This window comes from Bradyrhizobium iriomotense, from assembly GCF_018129405.1.
GTDB classification, from domain to species: domain Bacteria; phylum Pseudomonadota; class Alphaproteobacteria; order Rhizobiales; family Xanthobacteraceae; genus Bradyrhizobium; species Bradyrhizobium iriomotense_B.
On record NZ_JAFCLP010000006.1, the window covers coordinates 104,171 to 122,205 of the forward strand.

13 protein-coding genes and 1 riboswitch are annotated in these 18,035 nt (G+C 64.9%); of the genes, 6 read left to right on the plus strand and 7 right to left on the minus strand.

Translation table 11 applies throughout. The annotated features are described in order from the left end of the window. The first annotated feature begins 322 nt into the window (after nucleotides 1-322). From recA to JQ592_RS15660, 3 genes are all read left to right on the plus strand, one after another. Nucleotides 323-1,411 (plus strand): recombinase RecA, encoded by a 1,089-nt coding sequence (gene recA / locus JQ592_RS15650; protein WP_061882979.1) that lies wholly within the window; start codon nucleotides 323-325, stop codon nucleotides 1,409-1,411. Nucleotides 1,412-1,516: 105 nt separating this feature from the next. After that, nucleotides 1,517-2,506 (plus strand): hypothetical protein, encoded by a 990-nt coding sequence (locus tag JQ592_RS15655; RefSeq protein WP_211403731.1) that lies wholly within the window; start codon nucleotides 1,517-1,519, stop codon nucleotides 2,504-2,506. An 88-nt stretch (nucleotides 2,507-2,594) separates the two neighbouring features. Then, nucleotides 2,595-3,569: a hypothetical protein gene (locus tag JQ592_RS15660; protein ID WP_349630465.1), complete on the plus strand. Its 975-nt coding sequence runs from the start codon at nucleotides 2,595-2,597 to the stop codon at nucleotides 3,567-3,569. Nucleotides 3,570-3,693: 124 nt separating this feature from the next. Here the strand turns inward: JQ592_RS15660 and gcvP are convergent, their stop codons facing one another. The 3 genes from gcvP to gcvT form a co-directional block, all read right to left on the minus strand. After that, on the minus strand, nucleotides 3,694-6,558 hold the full coding sequence (gene gcvP / locus JQ592_RS15665; RefSeq protein WP_211403926.1) for an aminomethyl-transferring glycine dehydrogenase: 2,865 nt from the start codon (nucleotides 6,556-6,558) through the stop codon (nucleotides 3,694-3,696). Between the two features lie 161 nt (nucleotides 6,559-6,719). Continuing rightward, a complete protein-coding gene (gene gcvH, locus JQ592_RS15670) occupies nucleotides 6,720-7,088 on the minus strand; it encodes a glycine cleavage system protein GcvH (RefSeq protein ID WP_211403732.1) in 369 nt (122 codons plus the stop codon). A 10-nt stretch (nucleotides 7,089-7,098) separates the two neighbouring features. Beyond that, nucleotides 7,099-8,244, minus strand: a complete 1,146-nt coding sequence (gcvT, locus tag JQ592_RS15675) for a glycine cleavage system aminomethyltransferase GcvT (RefSeq protein WP_211403733.1) — start codon at nucleotides 8,242-8,244, stop codon at nucleotides 7,099-7,101. Between the two features lie 147 nt (nucleotides 8,245-8,391). Next, a riboswitch (glycine riboswitch) is annotated at nucleotides 8,392-8,482 on the minus strand. 220 nt (nucleotides 8,483-8,702) lie between these two features. On the opposite strand from gcvT, the gene alaS reads away from it, so the two are divergent. Together alaS and JQ592_RS15685 are read left to right on the plus strand one after the other, a co-directional pair. Further along, nucleotides 8,703-11,381 (plus strand): alanine--tRNA ligase, encoded by a 2,679-nt coding sequence (alaS, locus tag JQ592_RS15680; RefSeq protein ID WP_211403734.1) that lies wholly within the window; start codon nucleotides 8,703-8,705, stop codon nucleotides 11,379-11,381. Nucleotides 11,382-11,387: 6 nt separating this feature from the next. Then, the gene (locus JQ592_RS15685) at nucleotides 11,388-12,617 is read left to right on the plus strand and encodes a cyclic nucleotide-gated ion channel (protein WP_211403735.1); all 1,230 of its coding nucleotides are present in this window, start codon (nucleotides 11,388-11,390) and stop codon (nucleotides 12,615-12,617) included. A gap of 3 nt (nucleotides 12,618-12,620) precedes the next feature. Here the strand turns inward: JQ592_RS15685 and JQ592_RS15690 are convergent, their stop codons facing one another. The 3 genes from JQ592_RS15690 to JQ592_RS15700 form a co-directional block, all read right to left on the minus strand. Beyond that, complete coding sequence (locus tag JQ592_RS15690) at nucleotides 12,621-12,905, minus strand: DUF3303 domain-containing protein (protein ID WP_211403736.1); 285 nt, start codon at nucleotides 12,903-12,905, stop codon at nucleotides 12,621-12,623. 5 nt (nucleotides 12,906-12,910) lie between these two features. Beyond that, nucleotides 12,911-13,414 (minus strand): DUF3455 domain-containing protein, encoded by a 504-nt coding sequence (locus JQ592_RS15695; RefSeq protein WP_211403737.1) that lies wholly within the window; start codon nucleotides 13,412-13,414, stop codon nucleotides 12,911-12,913. A gap of 95 nt (nucleotides 13,415-13,509) precedes the next feature. Then, nucleotides 13,510-14,724 carry an NADP-dependent isocitrate dehydrogenase gene (locus JQ592_RS15700; RefSeq protein WP_211403738.1) on the minus strand — a complete coding sequence of 405 codons (1,215 nt, stop codon included), beginning with the start codon at nucleotides 14,722-14,724 and terminating at the stop codon, nucleotides 13,510-13,512. Between the two features lie 328 nt (nucleotides 14,725-15,052). Between JQ592_RS15700 and JQ592_RS15705 the strand changes: the two genes are divergently transcribed. Next, complete coding sequence (locus tag JQ592_RS15705; protein WP_211403739.1) at nucleotides 15,053-16,252, plus strand: TrmJ/YjtD family RNA methyltransferase; 1,200 nt, start codon at nucleotides 15,053-15,055, stop codon at nucleotides 16,250-16,252. Between the two features lie 316 nt (nucleotides 16,253-16,568). Here the strand turns inward: JQ592_RS15705 and JQ592_RS15710 are convergent, their stop codons facing one another. Continuing rightward, nucleotides 16,569-17,777, minus strand: coding sequence for a GGDEF domain-containing protein (locus JQ592_RS15710; protein ID WP_211403740.1), 1,209 nt, complete (start codon nucleotides 17,775-17,777; stop codon nucleotides 16,569-16,571). Nucleotides 17,778-18,035: the final 258 nt, after the last annotated feature.

Here is an 18,035-nt window from a genome sequence, read left to right on the forward strand (position 1 = left end):
GGGCACCTTTCGTGCTGGGGGTATCGTAGAGATGCGCTGCTAGGCTGTTAGTTCCTCAGCCTATTGCCATTTTTTCCCGGGGTGTTCGTCTAGCGGAACACTCGCGTTCGCCGTGTGTTCGGCGTCGAGTTCGTGCAACCGAACGAATTAGGACACTCGCCAAATCAACTTAGGACACTAGGGGTCAAATACGGACAGTACCCAAAACCGCAAAAGAACATATTGCGAACCTGGAACAAATAGGGTACATTGTTTTTATCGCCGGCCCGCCTCTCAATCGTTTGTCCCCCTAGCGAATCCTCGCCATAAGGAGCACGACCCAATGTCCGCCACTGCCCTGCGTATCGTCGAAGGATCTTCCATGGACAAGAGTAAAGCTCTGGCCGCCGCGCTCTCCCAGATCGAGCGCCAATTCGGCAAGGGCTCGGTGATGAAGCTGGGCAAGAACGACCGCTCCATGGACATCGAGGCGGTGTCGTCAGGCTCGCTCGGGCTCGATATCGCGCTTGGCATCGGCGGCCTGCCCAAGGGGCGCATCGTCGAGATCTACGGGCCGGAATCCTCGGGCAAGACCACGCTGGCGCTGCATACGGTTGCGGAAGCGCAGAAGAAGGGCGGCATCTGCGCCTTTATCGATGCCGAGCACGCGCTCGATCCGGTCTATGCCCGCAAGCTCGGCGTCAACATCGACGAGCTCCTGATCTCGCAGCCCGACACCGGCGAGCAGGCGCTGGAGATCTGCGACACGCTGGTGCGTTCGGGTGCGGTGGACGTGATGGTGATCGACTCGGTCGCGGCGCTGGTGCCGAAGGCCGAGCTCGAGGGCGAGATGGGCGATGCGCTGCCGGGACTTCAAGCGCGGTTGATGAGCCAGGCGCTGCGCAAGCTGACGGCCTCGATCAACAAGTCCAACACCATGGTGATCTTCATCAACCAGATCCGCATGAAGATCGGCGTGATGTACGGCTCGCCGGAAACCACCACCGGCGGCAACGCGCTGAAATTCTACGCCTCCGTCCGCCTCGACATCCGCCGCATCGGCGCGATCAAGGAGCGCGACGAGGTGGTCGGCAACACCACGCGCGTCAAGGTGGTGAAGAACAAGCTGGCGCCGCCCTTCAAGCAGGTCGAATTCGACATCATGTACGGCGAGGGCGTCTCCAAGATGGGCGAGATCCTCGATCTCGGCGTCAAGGCCGGCATCGTCGAGAAGTCCGGCGCCTGGTTCTCCTATGACAGCCAGCGCCTCGGCCAGGGCCGCGAGAACTCGAAAGCGTTCCTGAAAGCCAATCCCGACATCACCGCCAAGATCGAGACCGCGATCCGCCAGAACTCCGGCCTGATCGCCGAGCAGATTCTGGCCGGCACTCCCGAGCGCGACGCCGACGGCGAGGAGCCGGCGGACGAGTAAGCCCTAACGCGGAAAAGTTTTCGCGAGGAGCGGGCACTGAGGACGTTGAGTTGCCGACGTCTTCGGTGCCCGTTTCGTTTTGGGTTGTCGTGATCGGGTAGTGCGATGAAGCGTCTGATCTTGACCAGCTCGTCCGGATTTGATCTCGCCAAATCGGGATTGACCGAAATTGTCGTGGCGTTCTCTTTTCGCTTTCAGTGGGGACCCTTGCCTTCACCTGAGATGCTCGCCGCCTATTTTTCGGCGCGTTCGGAGACACTTGGGCCAGGTGATCACTGGTCGGACTGGGGCATCCATTGGCCTCGCGTCGTCAGGGACGGTAAAGATCTGTCCTTTGTCGATTTTTGCGAACTGTACGACGTGATCGAACTATGGTTCGACCCGAGTCCGCAGGATCAGTTGCAGCTGATTTGGCTGCTCGATTACCTCAGCTCTCATTCGGGCCCGGCGCAAAAACTCAAATTGCGTTTGGTGACGGACGATTTGATCCTAATGAGAAGTGAAGAACTGAGACAGTCCGCATCGCATATTCCGGCCTTTGTTGTCACCCTACGGGAATTGGAGACTGCCAGAATGGCATGGCAGGCCTATCGCGCACCGACGCCTGAGGCGTGCGTCAAACTTCTTAGCAGTGATCTGAGCGCCTTGTTGATGCTGCGGCCAGCTTTGCTCAATCTGCTGGCAGAACTGCCGTCACCCTCGACAGGGCTTGGTGCGACGGAAATGCGATTTCTGGAGCTTCTTTCCCGAGGGTTTGCGAACACGAATGCGTTGTTTCACCTGCGCTCGCAACGGCGCACATATGTGTTCGGAGAATTTGAGTTGGGCTCGTTGCTTGAGGGGCTCGCGCTCGGTCCGAGGCCAGCAGTGGCCGGCTTGGGCGACGAACTGCGCGCGATCGACCAAGGTAATCTCGGTGCTCGGCATGAAGTCTATCTCCGCAGCCGCCTTTCGCTGACCGAGTTCGGCAAAACTCTCTTGGCCCATCAGGAGGATTTCAGCCGCCACAACCCGATCGATCGCTGGTGGGGCGGCACCCATCTGACCAACGATCGGCTGTGGCGGTATGGCCCTGGATTGACGAAGCCGTCGTGAGGTCATGGACATAACGCAGCTTGTTCAAACGACAGATTTGTCCGATGCCGACGCCATACAGCGCGCCGGCCTCATTTGAGAGGAAATCGTGTCACATTTGATCCTGGCAACGAACGATCGTGCGGAGGACACACTTCGCCAGTCCGGCGTTGCGAACGTCGCGCTCGGGTTCTATCCGCGTTTTGTCTGGAGAAAACTGCCTTCCGACGAGCAGCTTTTGATGGGGCTGGAGCGCCGATCGGAAAAGCACTGCAATCCAGGCGATCATTGGCTCGATGACGTTTGTCGCGGTGCGCTCGAGGGTTTCGGCACGCGCGATATTGGTTTCTTGGAGCTGTGCGAGAAGTTCGACTCGATTGAAATATGGGTTGATCCTCGGCCCAATGATCAGCTTGTGCTCGTCTGGCTGCTGGACCTGGTTCGCCCTTACAAGCAGATCACGACGAAGCTGAGCCTTGTGCATGCGGATGACATCGTTGCGAACTATGCGCCGGAGCATGTCGCAAAATGGAAGCTGCCGGCCTTCAAGGTGGCCGAGAACCATCTGGTGACGGCAAGCCATGCCTGGCGAGCCTATCGGGCTGAAACGCCGGAATCCTGTTTCGATCTGCTGATGACGGATCTGACCATCCTGCCGAGACTTCGATCGGCGCTGATTGCCGTGCTTGAAGAGCTTCCGGACAGCGTGACGGGACTCGGTGCCAGCGAAATGGATTTGCTGGATTTCGTCAACGAAGGGCACACCGACCTGAGGCGCGTCTGCGAGGCGAGGTGGCTTCGCGACGTGTTCGATGAAGACGACGCGCGCGATGCCTTGCTCGAACTGGGGGCGTATTCGGCGCCGCCAGTCTTGTTGGGCGATCCAGCGTTCGACAATGAGGACCGCTACTTCGGCAGGAGCGAGTGGAAGGTCACGCTGACTGAACTCGGGCGTTCACTTGTAGCGCGCGAAGACGACATGTGGCGCCACAACCCGATCAAACGTTGGTGGGGCGGTACTGAACTGACCAACGAACGGCTCTGGCGCTGGGATCGCGAGACGCGCTCGCTGGTAGCGCCTTAGACAAGTGTTCAGTGCCGTAGGGTGGGCAAAGGCGCGTAAGCGCCGTGCCCACCATTTTTCAACAAGCAAGAAAGGCGGTGGGCACGCTTACGCTTTGCCCACCCTACGAGACCTCCGTCGCGTCTTACTCCGCGGCTTCCGCGTAATCGCTCACCGGCGGGCAGGAGCACACCAGGTTGCGGTCGCCATAGACGTTGTCGACGCGCCCCACAGGGCACCAGTATTTGTCGGTGCGCGAGACGCCGTCGGGGAAGCAGCCCTCGGCGCGGGTGTAGGCGCGATTCCAGGCATCATCGGCGATGTCGTGCACGGTGTGCGGGGCGTTGCGCAGCGGCGAGGCCTCGATCTTGAAGCGGCCGGCCTCGACCTCGGCGATCTCTTTCCGGATCGCGATCATGGCGTCGCAGAAGCGATCCAACTCGGCCTTGGATTCCGACTCGGTCGGCTCGATCATCAGCGTGCCCGGCACCGGGAAGCTCATGGTCGGGGCGTGGAAGCCGTAGTCGATCAGGCGTTTTGCGATGTCGTCGACGGTGACGCCGCTCGTGGTCTTGAGCGGACGGGGATCGACAATGCACTCATGCGCGACGCGGCCCCTGGCGTTCTTGTAGAGCACCGGGAAATGCGCATCGAGCCTTGCTGCGATGTAGTTGGCGTTGAGGATCGCGATCTCGGTCGCGCGCTTCAGGCCTTCGCCGCCCATCATCAAAATGTAGATGTAGGAGATGGTGAGGATCGAGGCCGAGCCGAACGGTGCGGCCGAGACCGGGCCGACCGGTGCGTCCACGTTGGTCGTGGGATGGCCGGGAAGGAACGGGGCGAGATGCGCTCTTACGCCGATCGGGCCCATGCCGGGGCCGCCGCCGCCATGCGGGATGCAGAAGGTCTTGTGCAGATTGAGATGGCTGACATCGGCGCCGTAATCGCCGGGCCTGCTAAGGCCGACCTGTGCGTTGAGGTTGGCGCCGTCGAGATACACCTGGCCGCCATGGCCGTGGACAATGTCGCAGATCTCGCTGATGTGCTCCTCGAACACGCCATGCGTCGAGGGATAGGTGATCATGACAGCGGCGAGATCGTTCGAATGCTTTTCCGCCTTGGCGCGGAGATCGTTGACGTCGACGTCGCCGTTCTTCTCGCAAGACACCACCACCACGTCCATGCCGACCATCGCGGCCGAGGCCGGGTTGGTGCCGTGGGCGGAGGAGGGGATCAGGCAGATCTTGCGATGGCTTTGCCCACGCGCCGCATGATAGCCGCGGATCGCGAGCAGGCCGGCATATTCGCCTTGCGCGCCCGAATTCGGCTGCAGCGAGATCGCGTCATAGCCGGTGATGTCGCACAGCCATTTTTCCAGCCGCGCGAACAGCGCGTGGTAGCCCTTGGCCTGCTCGCGCGGCGCAAAGGGATGCAGGCTGCCGAATTCCGGCCAGGTCAGCGGCATCATCTCGGTGGTCGCGTTCAGCTTCATGGTGCAGGACCCCAGCGGGATCATGGCGCGGTCGAGCGCGAGATCGCGATCGCTGAGCTTGCGCATGTAGCGCAGCATCTCGGTTTCCGAGCGATGCGCGTGGAACACGGGATGGGTCAGGAAGGCGGTGGTGCGCTTCAGCGCCTCCGGCAGTGCCTCGCGCGTGGTCGCATCTAACTCGGCATAAGCAAGCGTGCCGCCGAACGCGCGCCAGACCGCTTCCACCGTCGCGGGCGTCGTGGTTTCGTCGAGTGCGATGCGCAGGGCAGTTTCGCCAACGCCGAGATTGATCTTCTCGGCAGCGGCGCGCGCGACGATCTCGGCGCGCTTGGCGCCGGCATCGACGCTGAGCGTGTCGAAGAAGGTCTCGGCCTGCGGCGCAAAGCCGAGCTTGCGCAGGCCGGCCGCGAGGACCGCGGCGCGGCGATGCACAGTGCGCGCGATCTGCGAAAGTCCCTCGGGGCCGTGATAGACCGCGTACATCGAAGCGATCACGGCGAGCAGCACCTGCGCGGTGCAGATGTTGGAGGTCGCCTTCTCGCGGCGGATGTGCTGCTCGCGGGTCTGCAGCGCAAGGCGATAGGCGGGCATCCCGCGCGAATCCACGGAGAGGCCGACGATGCGGCCGGGCAGCGAGCGCTTCAGCGCATCGCGCACCGCCATATAGGCCGCGTGCGGTCCGCCATAGCCCATCGGCACGCCAAAGCGCTGCGCCGAGCCGATGGCGATGTCGGCACCTAACTCGCCGGGCGAGGCGAGCAGCGTCAGCGCCAGCAGGTCGGCGGCAACGATGGCGAGCGCGCCCTTGGCCTTCAGCGCTGCGATCGCGGGCCTGAGGTCGCGCAATGCGCCGGAAGAACCCGGATATTGCAGCAGCGCGCCGAGCACGTCTGATTTGTCGAGATCGGTGAGGGGATCGCCGACCACCAGGGTCCAGCCGAGCGGCTCGGCGCGGGTGCGCATCACCGCGAGCGTCTGCGGATGCACGTCCTTGTCGACGAAGAAGGCCTTGGCCTTGACCTGCGAGTGCCGCTCGGCGAGCGCCATGGCTTCGGCGGCGGCGGTCGCCTCATCCAGCAGCGAGGCGTTGGCAACGTCGAGCCCGGTGAGGTCGCAGATCATGGTCTGGAAGTTGAACAGTGCCTCCAGCCGGCCCTGGCTGATCTCGGGCTGGTAGGGCGTATAGGCCGTGTACCAGGCGGGATTTTCCAGGATGTTGCGCTGGATCACCGCGGGCAGGACGGTGCCGGAATAGCCCTGGCCGATCAGCGAGGTGAAGACCTGGTTCTGGGCGGCAAGCTCGGCCATGTGCGCGATCGCCTCGGTTTCGCTGAGCGGCTTGCCGAGATCGAGCGGGGATGCCTGCCGGATCGAGGCCGGCAGCGTCTCCGCCATCAGTGCGTCCACGCTCTTGGCGCCGACGGCCTCCAGCATTGCGGTGACGTCGCGCACCGAGGGGCCGATGTGGCGGCGTACGAAGGCGGCGGTGTCGCCATTGGATTTGCGGTGCGCGGTCATCATGGGTCCTCGCTTAGATTTCGCTGTCGCCGTCATGCCCCGCGAAGGCGGGGCATCCAGTACACGCAGGCGTCACGGCTTGAACCGAGAAGCTGCGGCGTACTGGATCGCCCGCCTGCGCGGGCGATGACACCGAATGTGAGGTCAGAGTTCTCGTCATCTCACGCCGTATGCGCCTTGTAGGCGGCTTCATCCATGAGGCCACCGAGCTCGCTTCTGTCGGCAATCTTGATCTTGAAGAACCAGGCCGCGCCTTGCGCATCCGAGTTCACCAGCGCCGGCTCGGCGGCCAGCGCCTCGTTGGTCTCGACCACTTCGCCAGAGATCGGGGCGTAGACGTCGGAGGCCGCCTTCACGGACTCGACCACCGCTGCGGCTTCGGCCTTCTTCAAGCTGCGGCCGACCTTGGGCAATTCGACGAAGACGACGTCGCCGAGCTGCTGCTGCGCGTAGTCGGTGATGCCGACCGTGGCGGTGTCGCCGTCGATGGCGAGCCATTCATGGTCGGAAGTGTACAGCGTCGTGGTCATTGTGGAGTCCTCAGCGTTTGTAGGTGTTTTTCACGAAGGGCATGGCGGCGACTGCGAGCGGCAGTCGCTGGCCGCGCACTTCGGCGAAGAGTTTTGTGCCGAGCGCGCTCAGGCTCACGGGCACGTAGCCCATCGCGACCGGCGCGCTCAGGCTCGGGCCGAATCCGCCCGAGGTGACCTTTCCGATCGGCTCGCCGCCCGCGCTGTCGGCAAACAGCAGCGCGCCCTCGCGCACCGGCGCGCGGCCCTCGGCCCGCAGGCCGACGCGGCGGCGGGATGCGCCGCCATCGAAGTGAGCAAGGATCTTCGCGGCGCCGGGAAAGCCGCCGGCACGGGCGCCGCCGCTGCGGCGGCTCTTCTGCACCGACCATTCCAGCGCCGCCTCGACCGGCGTGGTCTCTGTGTCGATGTCATGACCGTAGAGGCAGAGCCCGGCTTCCAGCCGCAGGCTGTCGCGGGCCCCGAGGCCAATCGGCAGCACGTCCGGATTGTCCAGCAGCATCTTGGCGAGGCGTTCGGCATCGCTGGCGGGAACCGAGATCTCAAAGCCGTCCTCGCCGGTGTAGCCGGAACGCGAGACGAAGCACTTGATGCCGGCGACCTCATGCGGGCCAGCATCCATGAACTTCATGGCCGGGGCCTCTGTACAGAATTTCGCCAGCACCGCTTCGGCCTTCGGGCCCTGCAGCGCGACCAGCGCGCGGTCGGCCAGCGAATCGATGATGCAGTCGTCGGACAGATTCGCACGCAGATGCGCCTCGTCCGCGTCCTTGCAGGCGGCGTTGACCACCAGGAACAGGTGATCGCCGAAATTGGCGACCATCAGATCGTCCAGAATGCCGCCCTCGGCATTGGTGAACTGGGCGTAGCGCTGCCGCCCCTCGGCGATCGCCACGATGTCCTGCGGCACCAGCCGTTCCAGCGCGCGGGCGGCGTCCTCGATCCTCCCGGATTTCGGCCGGAGCGCGATCTGGCCCATGTGGGAGACGTCGAACAGGCCGGCTTGGGTGCGGGTATGAAGATGCTCCTTCAGCACGCCCGCGGGGTACTGCACGGGCATGTCATAGCCCGCGAACGGCACCATCTTGCCGCCCAGGGAGACATGAAGGCTGTGGAGGGGCGTTCGTTTCAGGGAGTCTTGGTTGTGCGCTAGCATCTTAAGGGGCCCTCGGCGGTTCCCCGGGGACGATTCCCCGATGGACACCAGTCGAAGCCCCATCTGTCGCTGTGCCTGAGAGTATTATCCCGTCGGCGGACGCAGTCCGGGTCTTAAGCCCGTCGGCGCCTCTTTCCAGATGCTGTCAAAGCCACGCGGTCCTTTTGCCTGAGAGTTTCCGGGGCGGTTGCTCCTTCGGCGCCGGCTGCCTAAAGCCGGTCTCTCCCGACGTGGCCGTACGATACAGATGGGTAGAGACCACAGGGTAGCCAAGCCTGTCAACGCGCCTTCAGCGCCTTTCAACCGGATTGAGCGCCTGCGGCAACCCTCTGATCTCCTTGCACAGTTTCTGGACAGCGAAGCTGGCCTTGTCTAAAAGCGCTTTGGCCCGCAGATATCAGCCTTAATTTCCGGTTTGGACGGCGGCAGCGGGTCCAAGCACACCCGATTGGATGAACATGAGCGGCGTCAACGAGATCAGGTCGACCTTTCTGAACTTCTTTGCCGAGAACGGCCACGAGATCGTGCCGTCCTCGCCATTGGTGCCGCGCAACGACCCGACGTTGATGTTCACCAATGCCGGCATGGTGCAGTTCAAGAACGTTTTTACCGGCGTCGAGAAGCGGCCTTACCAGCGCGCGACCACGTCGCAGAAATGCGTGCGCGCCGGCGGCAAGCACAACGACCTCGACAATGTCGGCTACACCGCGCGCCATCTCACCTTCTTCGAGATGCTCGGCAATTTCTCGTTCGGCGATTACTTCAAGGAGCGCGCGATCGAGCTCGCCTGGAAGCTGATCACCAAGGAGTACGGGCTGAAGAAGGACAAGCTGCTCGTCACGGTCTATCACACCGACGACGAGGCGGCGGGCCTCTGGAAGAAGATCGCCGGCTTCTCCGACGACCGCATCATCCGCATTCCGACCTCGGACAATTTCTGGGCGATGGGCGACACGGGGCCGTGCGGCCCATGCTCGGAGATCTTCATCGATCGCGGCGAGCACATCTGGGGCGGGCCTCCCGGCTCGCCGGAGGAGGACGGCGACCGCTTCCTCGAGTTCTGGAATCTCGTGTTCATGCAATACGAGCAGGTGACGAAGGAGGAGCGCGTGGATCTGCCGCGTCCCTCGATCGACACCGGCATGGGCCTGGAGCGCATGGCCTGCGTCCTCCAGGGCGTCGACAGCGTGTTCGAGACCGACCTGTTCCGTCACCTGATCGACGCGACGTCGTCCGCGCTCGGCAGCGGGCCCAAGGAGCAGACGGTCGCCTCGTTCCGCGTCATCGCCGACCATCTGCGTTCCTCAGCCTTCCTCGTCACCGACGGCGTGCTGCCCTCGAACGAGGGGCGCGGCTATGTGCTGCGCCGGATCATGCGCCGCGCGATGCGCCATGCGCAGCTCTTGGGCGCCAAGGATCCCTTGATGCATCGCCTGGTGCCGGCGCTGGTGCGCGAGATGGGCCAGGCCTATCCCGACCTGATGCGCGCGGAGAAGCTGATCGAGGAAACGCTGCGGCTGGAAGAGACCCGCTTCCGCAAGACGCTCGCGCGCGGCCTTGCCATCCTCGACGAGAAGAGCGCCTCCCTGAAGAAGGGCGACATGTTCGACGGCGACGTCGCCTTCACGCTGTACGACACCTACGGCTTCCCGCTCGACCTGACCCAGGACGCGCTGAAGTCGCGCGGCATCGGCGTCGACCAGTCCGCCTTCACCGACGCGATGGAGCGCCAGAAGGCCAAGGCGCGCGAGTCCTGGAAAGGCTCGGGCGAAGCTGCTTCCGAAGCAATCTGGTTCCCGCTGCGCGAAAAGCTCGGCGCCACCGAGTTCCTGGGCTATGAGACCGAGAGCGCCGAGGGCGTGGTGTCCGCGCTGGTCAAGGACGGCCAGGAAGTCGCCAGCCTCAAGGCCGGCGAGACCGGTGCGCTCGTGCTGAACCAGACGCCGTTCTATGCGGAGTCCGGCGGCCAGGTCGGCGACACCGGCGTGCTCACCGGCGAAGGCGGCATCAAGTTCCGTGTCACCGACACGCAGAAGAAGCTCGGCGATTTCTTTGTCCACGTCGGCACGGTGGAGAGCGGCGAGCTCAAGCTCGGCACTGCGCTGCAGCTCGAGGTCGATCATTCCAGGCGTTCGTCGATCCGCGCGCATCATTCGGCGACGCATCTGATCCACGAGGCGCTGCGCCAGGTGCTCGGCGACCACATCGCCCAGCGCGGCTCGATGGTCGCGCCGGACCGCCTGCGCTTCGATTTCGTGCATCCGAAGCCGATCACGGCGGAGGAGCTTGCCCGCGTCGAGGACATCGCCAACGACGTGGTGCTGGAGAATGACGAGGTCACCACGCGAGTCATGGGCGTGGATGAGGCTCGGGAAGCAGGGGCGCGCGCCCTGTTCGGCGAGAAATATGGCGACGAGGTCCGCGTCGTCTCCATGGGCAGAACCGCGCGCGAGCGCGGCGCCAACACGCTCGGCTGGTCGGTCGAGCTCTGCGGCGGCACGCATGTCAAGCGCACCGGCGATATCGGCCTGATCACGCTCACGAGCGAGAGCGCGGTCGCCTCCGGCGTGCGCCGCATCGAGGCGTTAACGGGCAACTACGCGCGAAAACACGCCAACGAGACCATGGCGCTGGCGAAGACCGCGGCGAACGAGCTGCGCACCTCGATCGACGACGTGCCGGCGCGCATCACCGCGCTGATGGAGGAGCGCAAGAAGCTCGAGCGCGAGCTGTCCGACGCCCGCAAGAAGCTCGCGATGGGCGGCGGCGCATCCAGCGGCAACGGCGCAGCGAGCGGCGTGCGCGAGGTCGGCGACGTCAAGCTGATGGCGCGCGCGGTCGAGGGCATCGAGATGAAGGATCTCAAGGGCCTTGCCGACGACGGCAAGAAGCAGATCGGCTCCGGCGTCGTCGCGATCGTCGGCGTCACCGAGGACGGCAAGGCCGGCGTCGTGGTCGGCGTCACGCCGGACCTCACCGCGCGCTTCAACGCCGTGAACCTCGTGCGCGTCGCCTCCGAGGCGCTCGGCGGCAAGGGCGGCGGCGGCCGGCCCGACATGGCGCAGGCCGGCGGCCCCGACGGCGCCAACGCGACCGCGGCGCTCGCGGCGATCGAAAAAGCGATGGCAGGCGCGTAAATCGCCATGCGCCTCGTTCCGCGAGGACGTGGACTTGGCGATCCCGACTTACGGGATCGCCTCTACGAATTGCTGGAGCACGATCCCTTGGCCTATTCGGTCGGATCGCGCTTCATCCAGCTCATCATCGCCGTCATCGTGCTCAATGTGGCCGCGATGATCCTCGCCTCGGTGCCGGAGCTCGACGCGCGGTTCGACATGCTGTTCAGCGCGATCGCCGTCCTCGCCGTCATCGTGTTCGCGCTGGAATATCTGGCGCGGCTGTGGACGGTGGCGGGGCACACCCAGCGCACAGGCTCAGCGCTGTCCGACCGGCTGTCCTATGCCTTCTCCGCGCTCGGCATCATCGACCTCATGGCGTTCCTGCCGGCGGCGATCGTGCTCGCCACCGGCCGGCACGCGACGCTGGCCGGGCTCGGCGTGCTGCCGTTCTTCAAGCTGATCCGCTATTCGCCGGCGATGCGCTCGCTGCTCGCCGCCGTGCATGCCGAGCGGCGCGCGCTGATCGGCTGCATCGTCATCTTGATCGGCGCGGTCTTGACCTTCGCCTCGCTGCTCTACGCCATCGAGCGCGACGTGCAGCCGGACAAGCTCGGCACCATCCCGCAGGCGATGTGGTGGGCGATCGTGACGCTCGGCACCGTCGGCTATGGCGACGTCGTGCCGGTGACGCCGCTCGGCAAGTTCATCTCGACCTTCGCGATCATCAGCGGCTTCGCGATGATCGCGCTGCCGGTGGCGATCATCTCCTCCGCGTTCGCCGAAGAGGTGAAGCGGCGCGACTTCGTGGTGACCTGGGGTATGCTGGCGCGGGTGCCGCTGTTCTCGCATCTCTCCGCGTCCGAGATCGCCGACATCATGCGGCTCCTGCGCGCGCGCACCATCGAGCAGGGCGAGATCCTGGTGCGGCGAGGCGATGCCGCATCGTCGATGTATTTCATCACCGCGGGTGAGGTCGAGATCACGCTGCCGAGCCAGCAGGTGCGGCTTGCCGACGGCACCTTCTTCGGCGAGATCGCGCTGCTGCACAAGACCAAACGCAGCGGCACGGTCACGGCGACGCGCAAGACGCGGCTGCTCGTGCTCGACGCCCAGGATTTTCACGCTTTGATCGAGCGCATGCCGACGCTGGCCGAGCACGTCCATACCACCGCCAAGGCGCGGCTCGCCGACAGCGGCGATCTCGCGGCGGCAGAGCTGGCGCAGGCCCAACAGGAAGATGGCCCGCCTGCGTAGCCGTTACGCGCCGTCGAGGAAGGGCGCGACGACCTCGCGCGTCTCCTTGCTGGGCACGACAGGCACGATCTCGAAGGTCATGCCATTGCCCTGGCAGTTCAACACCCATTCCTGCAGCAGGCGGGCGTCGTCGCATTCCATCAGCTGGAAGCAGCGGTCGAAATTCGGCTCGATCCAGCTGCCGTGATACTTCAGCCCTTCCGGAAACTTGACGCCCTCGTCGCGCACGCGCCGGTAGACCGGGATGGGATCGCGATCCCTAAAGCGTTCGATCACCATGAAGAGCATCGCTCTCAGCCCTTCTTCAGGAAAATGTAATCGGCCGAGTAGGGCGCACTCTTGAACTCACCGGCCTTGTCACACGCGCCGTCGAGCTTGCCGCCGTGGGTGTTGATACGCTGGACGGTGGTGACCGGAGTGAGGGTGCCGCTGCCGCGGCGGGAGGCGACCTCCAGCTTCAGCCAGGGGATATCGGCCGCCGTGGCGCCCGGCGCGTTGCCGATGGCCTTGCCGACGACGGCGCTGCTGTCGGCAAGCTCCCAGGTCGGCCCGGCATAGTGACGGCCGATGGTCTTGCCCTCGGAGAGCAGGGTGGCGACCGGCTCGCGGAAGGCCCAGGCGAGCTTGCCGTCCGTGCCCGCCTTGCACTCATAGACCTGCGCGCCCTCGGCGTGGAGGCTCACCACCACGCTCTCGCCAGGTGCGGCGATCGCGTCGGGAAGTGGGTCCGCGGCGACAGCCGGCCCGGCCATTGCGGCGAGCAGGAACAGGCTGGGGGCGGCAAGCTTGATGAACATGGTCGCATCTCCGCAAAAGCTCTCAAAAAAACGGGCCGCGCTTGTCGCGCGGCCCGTGATGATGTCTGGCCCAGTCGGGCGAAATTGCGGTCGGCTTACGCCGCCATCGCCTTGACGAGGTTCTCGGCGACCTTGTCGAGGAAGCCGGTGGTCGAGAGCCAGCGCTGGTCGGCGCCGACCAGGAGCGCGAGGTCCTTGGTCATGTAGCCAGCCTCGACGGTGTCGACGCAGACCTTCTCCAGGGTCAAGGCGAACTTGGCGAGCTCGGCATTGTTGTCGAGCTTGGCGCGGTGCGACAGGCCACGGGTCCAGGCGAAGATCGACGCGATCGAGTTGGTCGAGGTCTCCTTGCCCTTCTGGTGCTCGCGGTAGTGGCGGGTCACCGTGCCGTGGGCGGCTTCGGCCTCGACGGTCTTGCCGTCGGGGGTGAGCAGCACCGAGGTCATCAGGCCGAGCGAGCCGTAGCCCTGCGCGACCGTGTCGGACTGCACGTCGCCGTCGTAGTTCTTACAGGCCCAGACATAGCCGCCGGACCATTTCAGCGCCGAGGCCACCATGTCGTCGATCAGGCGGTGCTCGTAGGTCAGGCCCTTGGCCTCGAACTCCTTCTTGAACTCGCGGTCGTAGATGTCCTGGAAGATGTCCTTGAAGCGGCCGTCATAGACTTTCAGAATCGTGTTCTTGGTCGAGAGATAGACCGGGTAGTTGCGCAGCAGGCCGTAATTGAGCGAGGCGCGGGCGAAGTCGATGATGGAGTCGTCGAGATTGTACATCTCCATGGCGACGCCGGCGCCCGGAGCCTTGAACACTTCCTTCTCGATCACGGTGCCGTCCTCGCCGACGAACTTCAGCGAGAGGGTGCCCTTGCCCGGGAACTTGATGTCGGTGGCACGGTACTGGTCGCCATAGGCATGGCGGCCGATGATGATGGGCTTGGTCCAGCCGGGAACGAGGCGCGGCACGTTCTTGCAGATGATCGGCTCGCGGAAGATGCAGCCGCCGAGGATGTTGCGGATGGTGCCGTTCGGCGACTTCCACATCTGCTTGAGGTTGAACTCCTTCACCCGGGCCTCGTCCGGGGTGATGGTGGCGCACTTGACGCCGACGCCGACCTTCTTGATCGCCTCGGCGGCGTCGATGGTCACCTGATCGTTGGTGTGGTCGCGGTATTCCATGCCCAGGTCGAAATAGAGCAGCTCGACATCCAGGAACGGGTTGATCAGCTTGTCCTTGATGTACTGCCAGATGATCCGGGTCATCTCGTCGCCATCGAGTTCGACGACGGGATTGGATACCTTGATTTTTGCCATGATCGGGGAAGCCCTCTTGGGAACGGCGCCGGACGGCGCCAACGTGAATATCCGCCGCCTCTTAGCACCTGATAGCAGCGGGCGAAAGCCAAGTGATTATGCACTTTTAGCTCATCCAGCTTCCCCAGATGGGGAGCGGGGGGCGGGGCGGGGGTGAGGTTTCAAGCGAGATTCAAAAGTCGAATCCAACCCGTTATTTCCCTTGAGAATTTTGTCAGGACAGGCAAACGACAGACGGACAAGGGCGGGCCGGCCAGCGGCCGGCTTTGAATCAATTCCTGAGGCGGCCTTGCCAAGGCCTTGAGACGAAGAGTGAAAGCGAAGCGAGATGTCGGGGACTGACAAGAGCAAGACGGGCCTTTCCCTCGACGGTCCCATCGTCATCCTGGTCGAGCCGCAACTGGGGGAAAACATCGGCATGGCCGCGCGCGCCATGGGCAATTTCGCGCTTGGCGCCTTGCGCATCGTCAACCCCAGGGACGGCTGGCCCAATATCGCCGCCCAACGCGCCGCGGCCGGCGCCGACCACATTCTGGAAAAGGTCGAATTGTTTGGCACGGTCGAGGAGGCGGTCGCCGACCTCGACCTCTTGTTCGCCACCACGGCTCGCCCCCACGACCAGGCCAAGCCCGTGGTCGGGCCGGAGGCCGCAGCCAGCGAGATTGCTGGGCACGTCGCGACCGGCGGCAAGGCCGGTATCCTGTTCGGCCGCGAGCGATGGGGCCTGACCAACGAGGAGGTCGGGCTCTCCAACCGCATCATCACCTTCCCGGTCAATCCGGGCTTTGCCTCGCTCAACCTCGCCCAGGCCGTGCTGCTGATCGGCTATGAATGGTTCAAGCTGGCGACATCAGGCGAACTGCCGCACGCCATGCCTGAACGGTCCGAGCGCGCCTCGCAGCACCAGATGCAGGCCTTCTTCGACAATCTCGTGCGCGAGCTCGACAAGGTGGAGTTCCTGCGGCCCGCCGAGAAGCGCGACACCATGCTGGTCAACCTGCGCAACATCTTCAGCCGGATGGAGCCGACCAAGCAGGACATGCACACCCTCCATGGCGTCGTCATGGCGATCGCGGAGGGGCGCAAGGGCCCGGCCAAGGGCGGCGTGCTCGACGGCGAGCAGGCCACGCGCCTGCGCGCGCTACTGGCCGAGCACGGCCAGGGCGGCGGCGCGCCCGACAGCGGCTCGACCGTGCGCGGGCTCGCCCGGCTGCTCCGCCGCAACCCGACCGACGCCGAGCGCCTGCTCTGGCAGGCCCTGACCCGCGACCGCCGCTTCGCCGGTCAATTCAAGCGCCAGACGCCTGTGGGGCGGCACATCCCGGACTTCGTCTCGTTCCCGCACCGGATCGCGATCGAGCTGGTCAACCCGGGCGAGGGGGAAGCCATCGCCGCCGACCGCGCGTCGCGGCGGGCGTGGCTGGAGGCGCGGGATTATCGGGTGCTGGAGATCCGCGCCGCGGACGTGGAGCGTGATCTCGAGGCGGAGCTGGTGCGGCTCCAGGGGATGCTCGAGCAGAGCGCGTAGGGTTCGAAGGGTGGGTTAGCCATGCGGCTGCGCGAAAGCGCAGTCCGCTCGGCGTAACCCACCTCTTCTGTCTCTGAGGAAATCAAAGAGGTGGGTTACGCCCGCAGATGCGCTTTGCGCATCTGCGGGCGTAACCCACCCTACGAGCTGCGGGTCTCGCTTGGACCAAAACGGCGCAGTGTCGTAGCCCGGATGAGCCAACGGGTCGGCGCAAAGCGCCGCCCGATGACAGGCTCCGCGATATCCGGGGAAAGGTCCCGCATGTCGCGGCGCTCATGCGGGCTTCGCCGTGGGGATGGAGCACGGTTCGGCCCGCTCAAGCCGCGCCTGCGATCGGGCCTTTCGGGCTGCTCTGTTGCAGCCGGCGCAATGCCGCGAGGTTGGTCTCGACCGATGCGAGGCAGCAGCGCGATTTGCCGCCCGACTTCGCCTCGTAGAGCGCGGCATCGGCGACGGCGAGCAATTCGGCGACTTCGGCGCCGTGATCCGGTGACATCGCAATGCCGACGCTGGCGCCAACGCTGGCGCGCATCTCGCCGCCCAGCTCATAGCAGGCGGCAACCTCGGCGATGAGCCGGTGTCCCATCTCCTGCGCCATCTCGGGAGTGACGCCGTCGAGGAGCACGACGAATTCGTCGCCGCCCATTCGCGCAACCACCGTGCCGTCAGGCAACACCCGGCGCACGCGCGCGGCCACCGCTTTCAGCACTTCGTCGCCTGCCGCATGTCCGAACGTGTCGTTGATCGGCTTGAAATTGTCGAGATCGAAGAACATCACCGCGAACTGGCGTTCGGCGCGCGCGGCAAGCCTCGTGCCCAGCGCCTCGATGAAGCCGGCGCGATTGAGCAGTCCCGTGAGCGCGTCGTGATGGGCGCGGTGGCTGTTCTCGCGCTCGGCGCGCATGGTGGTGACCAGCATCCGGTTGAGGCGAAAGGCGGCGGCCGTCATCGCGGCCAGATACATCGGCACCTGCAGATACACGATGTAGAACAGCGGCTCGCCGGCGAGTGCGGCGCCGGGAATGATGGGGCCGAGGCTCAAGAGGATCATGGTCCCCGCCAGGCGCGGCGCGCCGAAATTGCGGAAGCAGATGCCGCCGACCATCGCCGCCGCCGACAGCGATGCCAGCATGGCGACGACCCAGTCGCCGCTGGCGAGGCTGGCAATGGCACCGAACCCGACGCTGGCGCTCCAGGCGACCGCGAGCAGGAGATGAAGGTCGGTCGGAGTGGGGCGGTGCTCACGCGCCCTGCGATGCGCGCTGGCGAGCACGAGGAGACGGGCGAGGCAGATCGCGATCTCCATGACCAGCCAGACGATGAAGGGTGCGGTCTGCTTGCGCGCGGCGATCACGGCGGCGACCGCAATGGTGTTGACGGCGCCGGCGGCAAAGACCGGCAGCGATCCGTGGAGCTGCGCAATGAGCGCGGCCCGGATGTCCTCGGGCACCCCAGGCCCTGGCTCGGCCAGCCAGCGCGCCAGACGCCATCGCGGCGCGCTGTAGAGTCCCTCGTTCGATTGCATTGCAGAGTGTCCCCGTATCCCGGGGGCCAACAACGACGACGGCTCCTAACAGCCTTTTAAGGCAGGAGCCGATTGTGCCGGCCGTGCTTGACGCGAGGTAAATGGGCGCTGCCGGGACTGTGGCCGTGCAGGAAGGTGCGGATTGGTGCAGGTGCGGCGTGGGGGAGGCGGGTTGGAGTAGCGTCGTAGCCCGGATGAGCGAAGCGATATCCGGGGGGAAAGGCCCCGCATGTCGCTTCGCTCATGCGGGCTACAAGA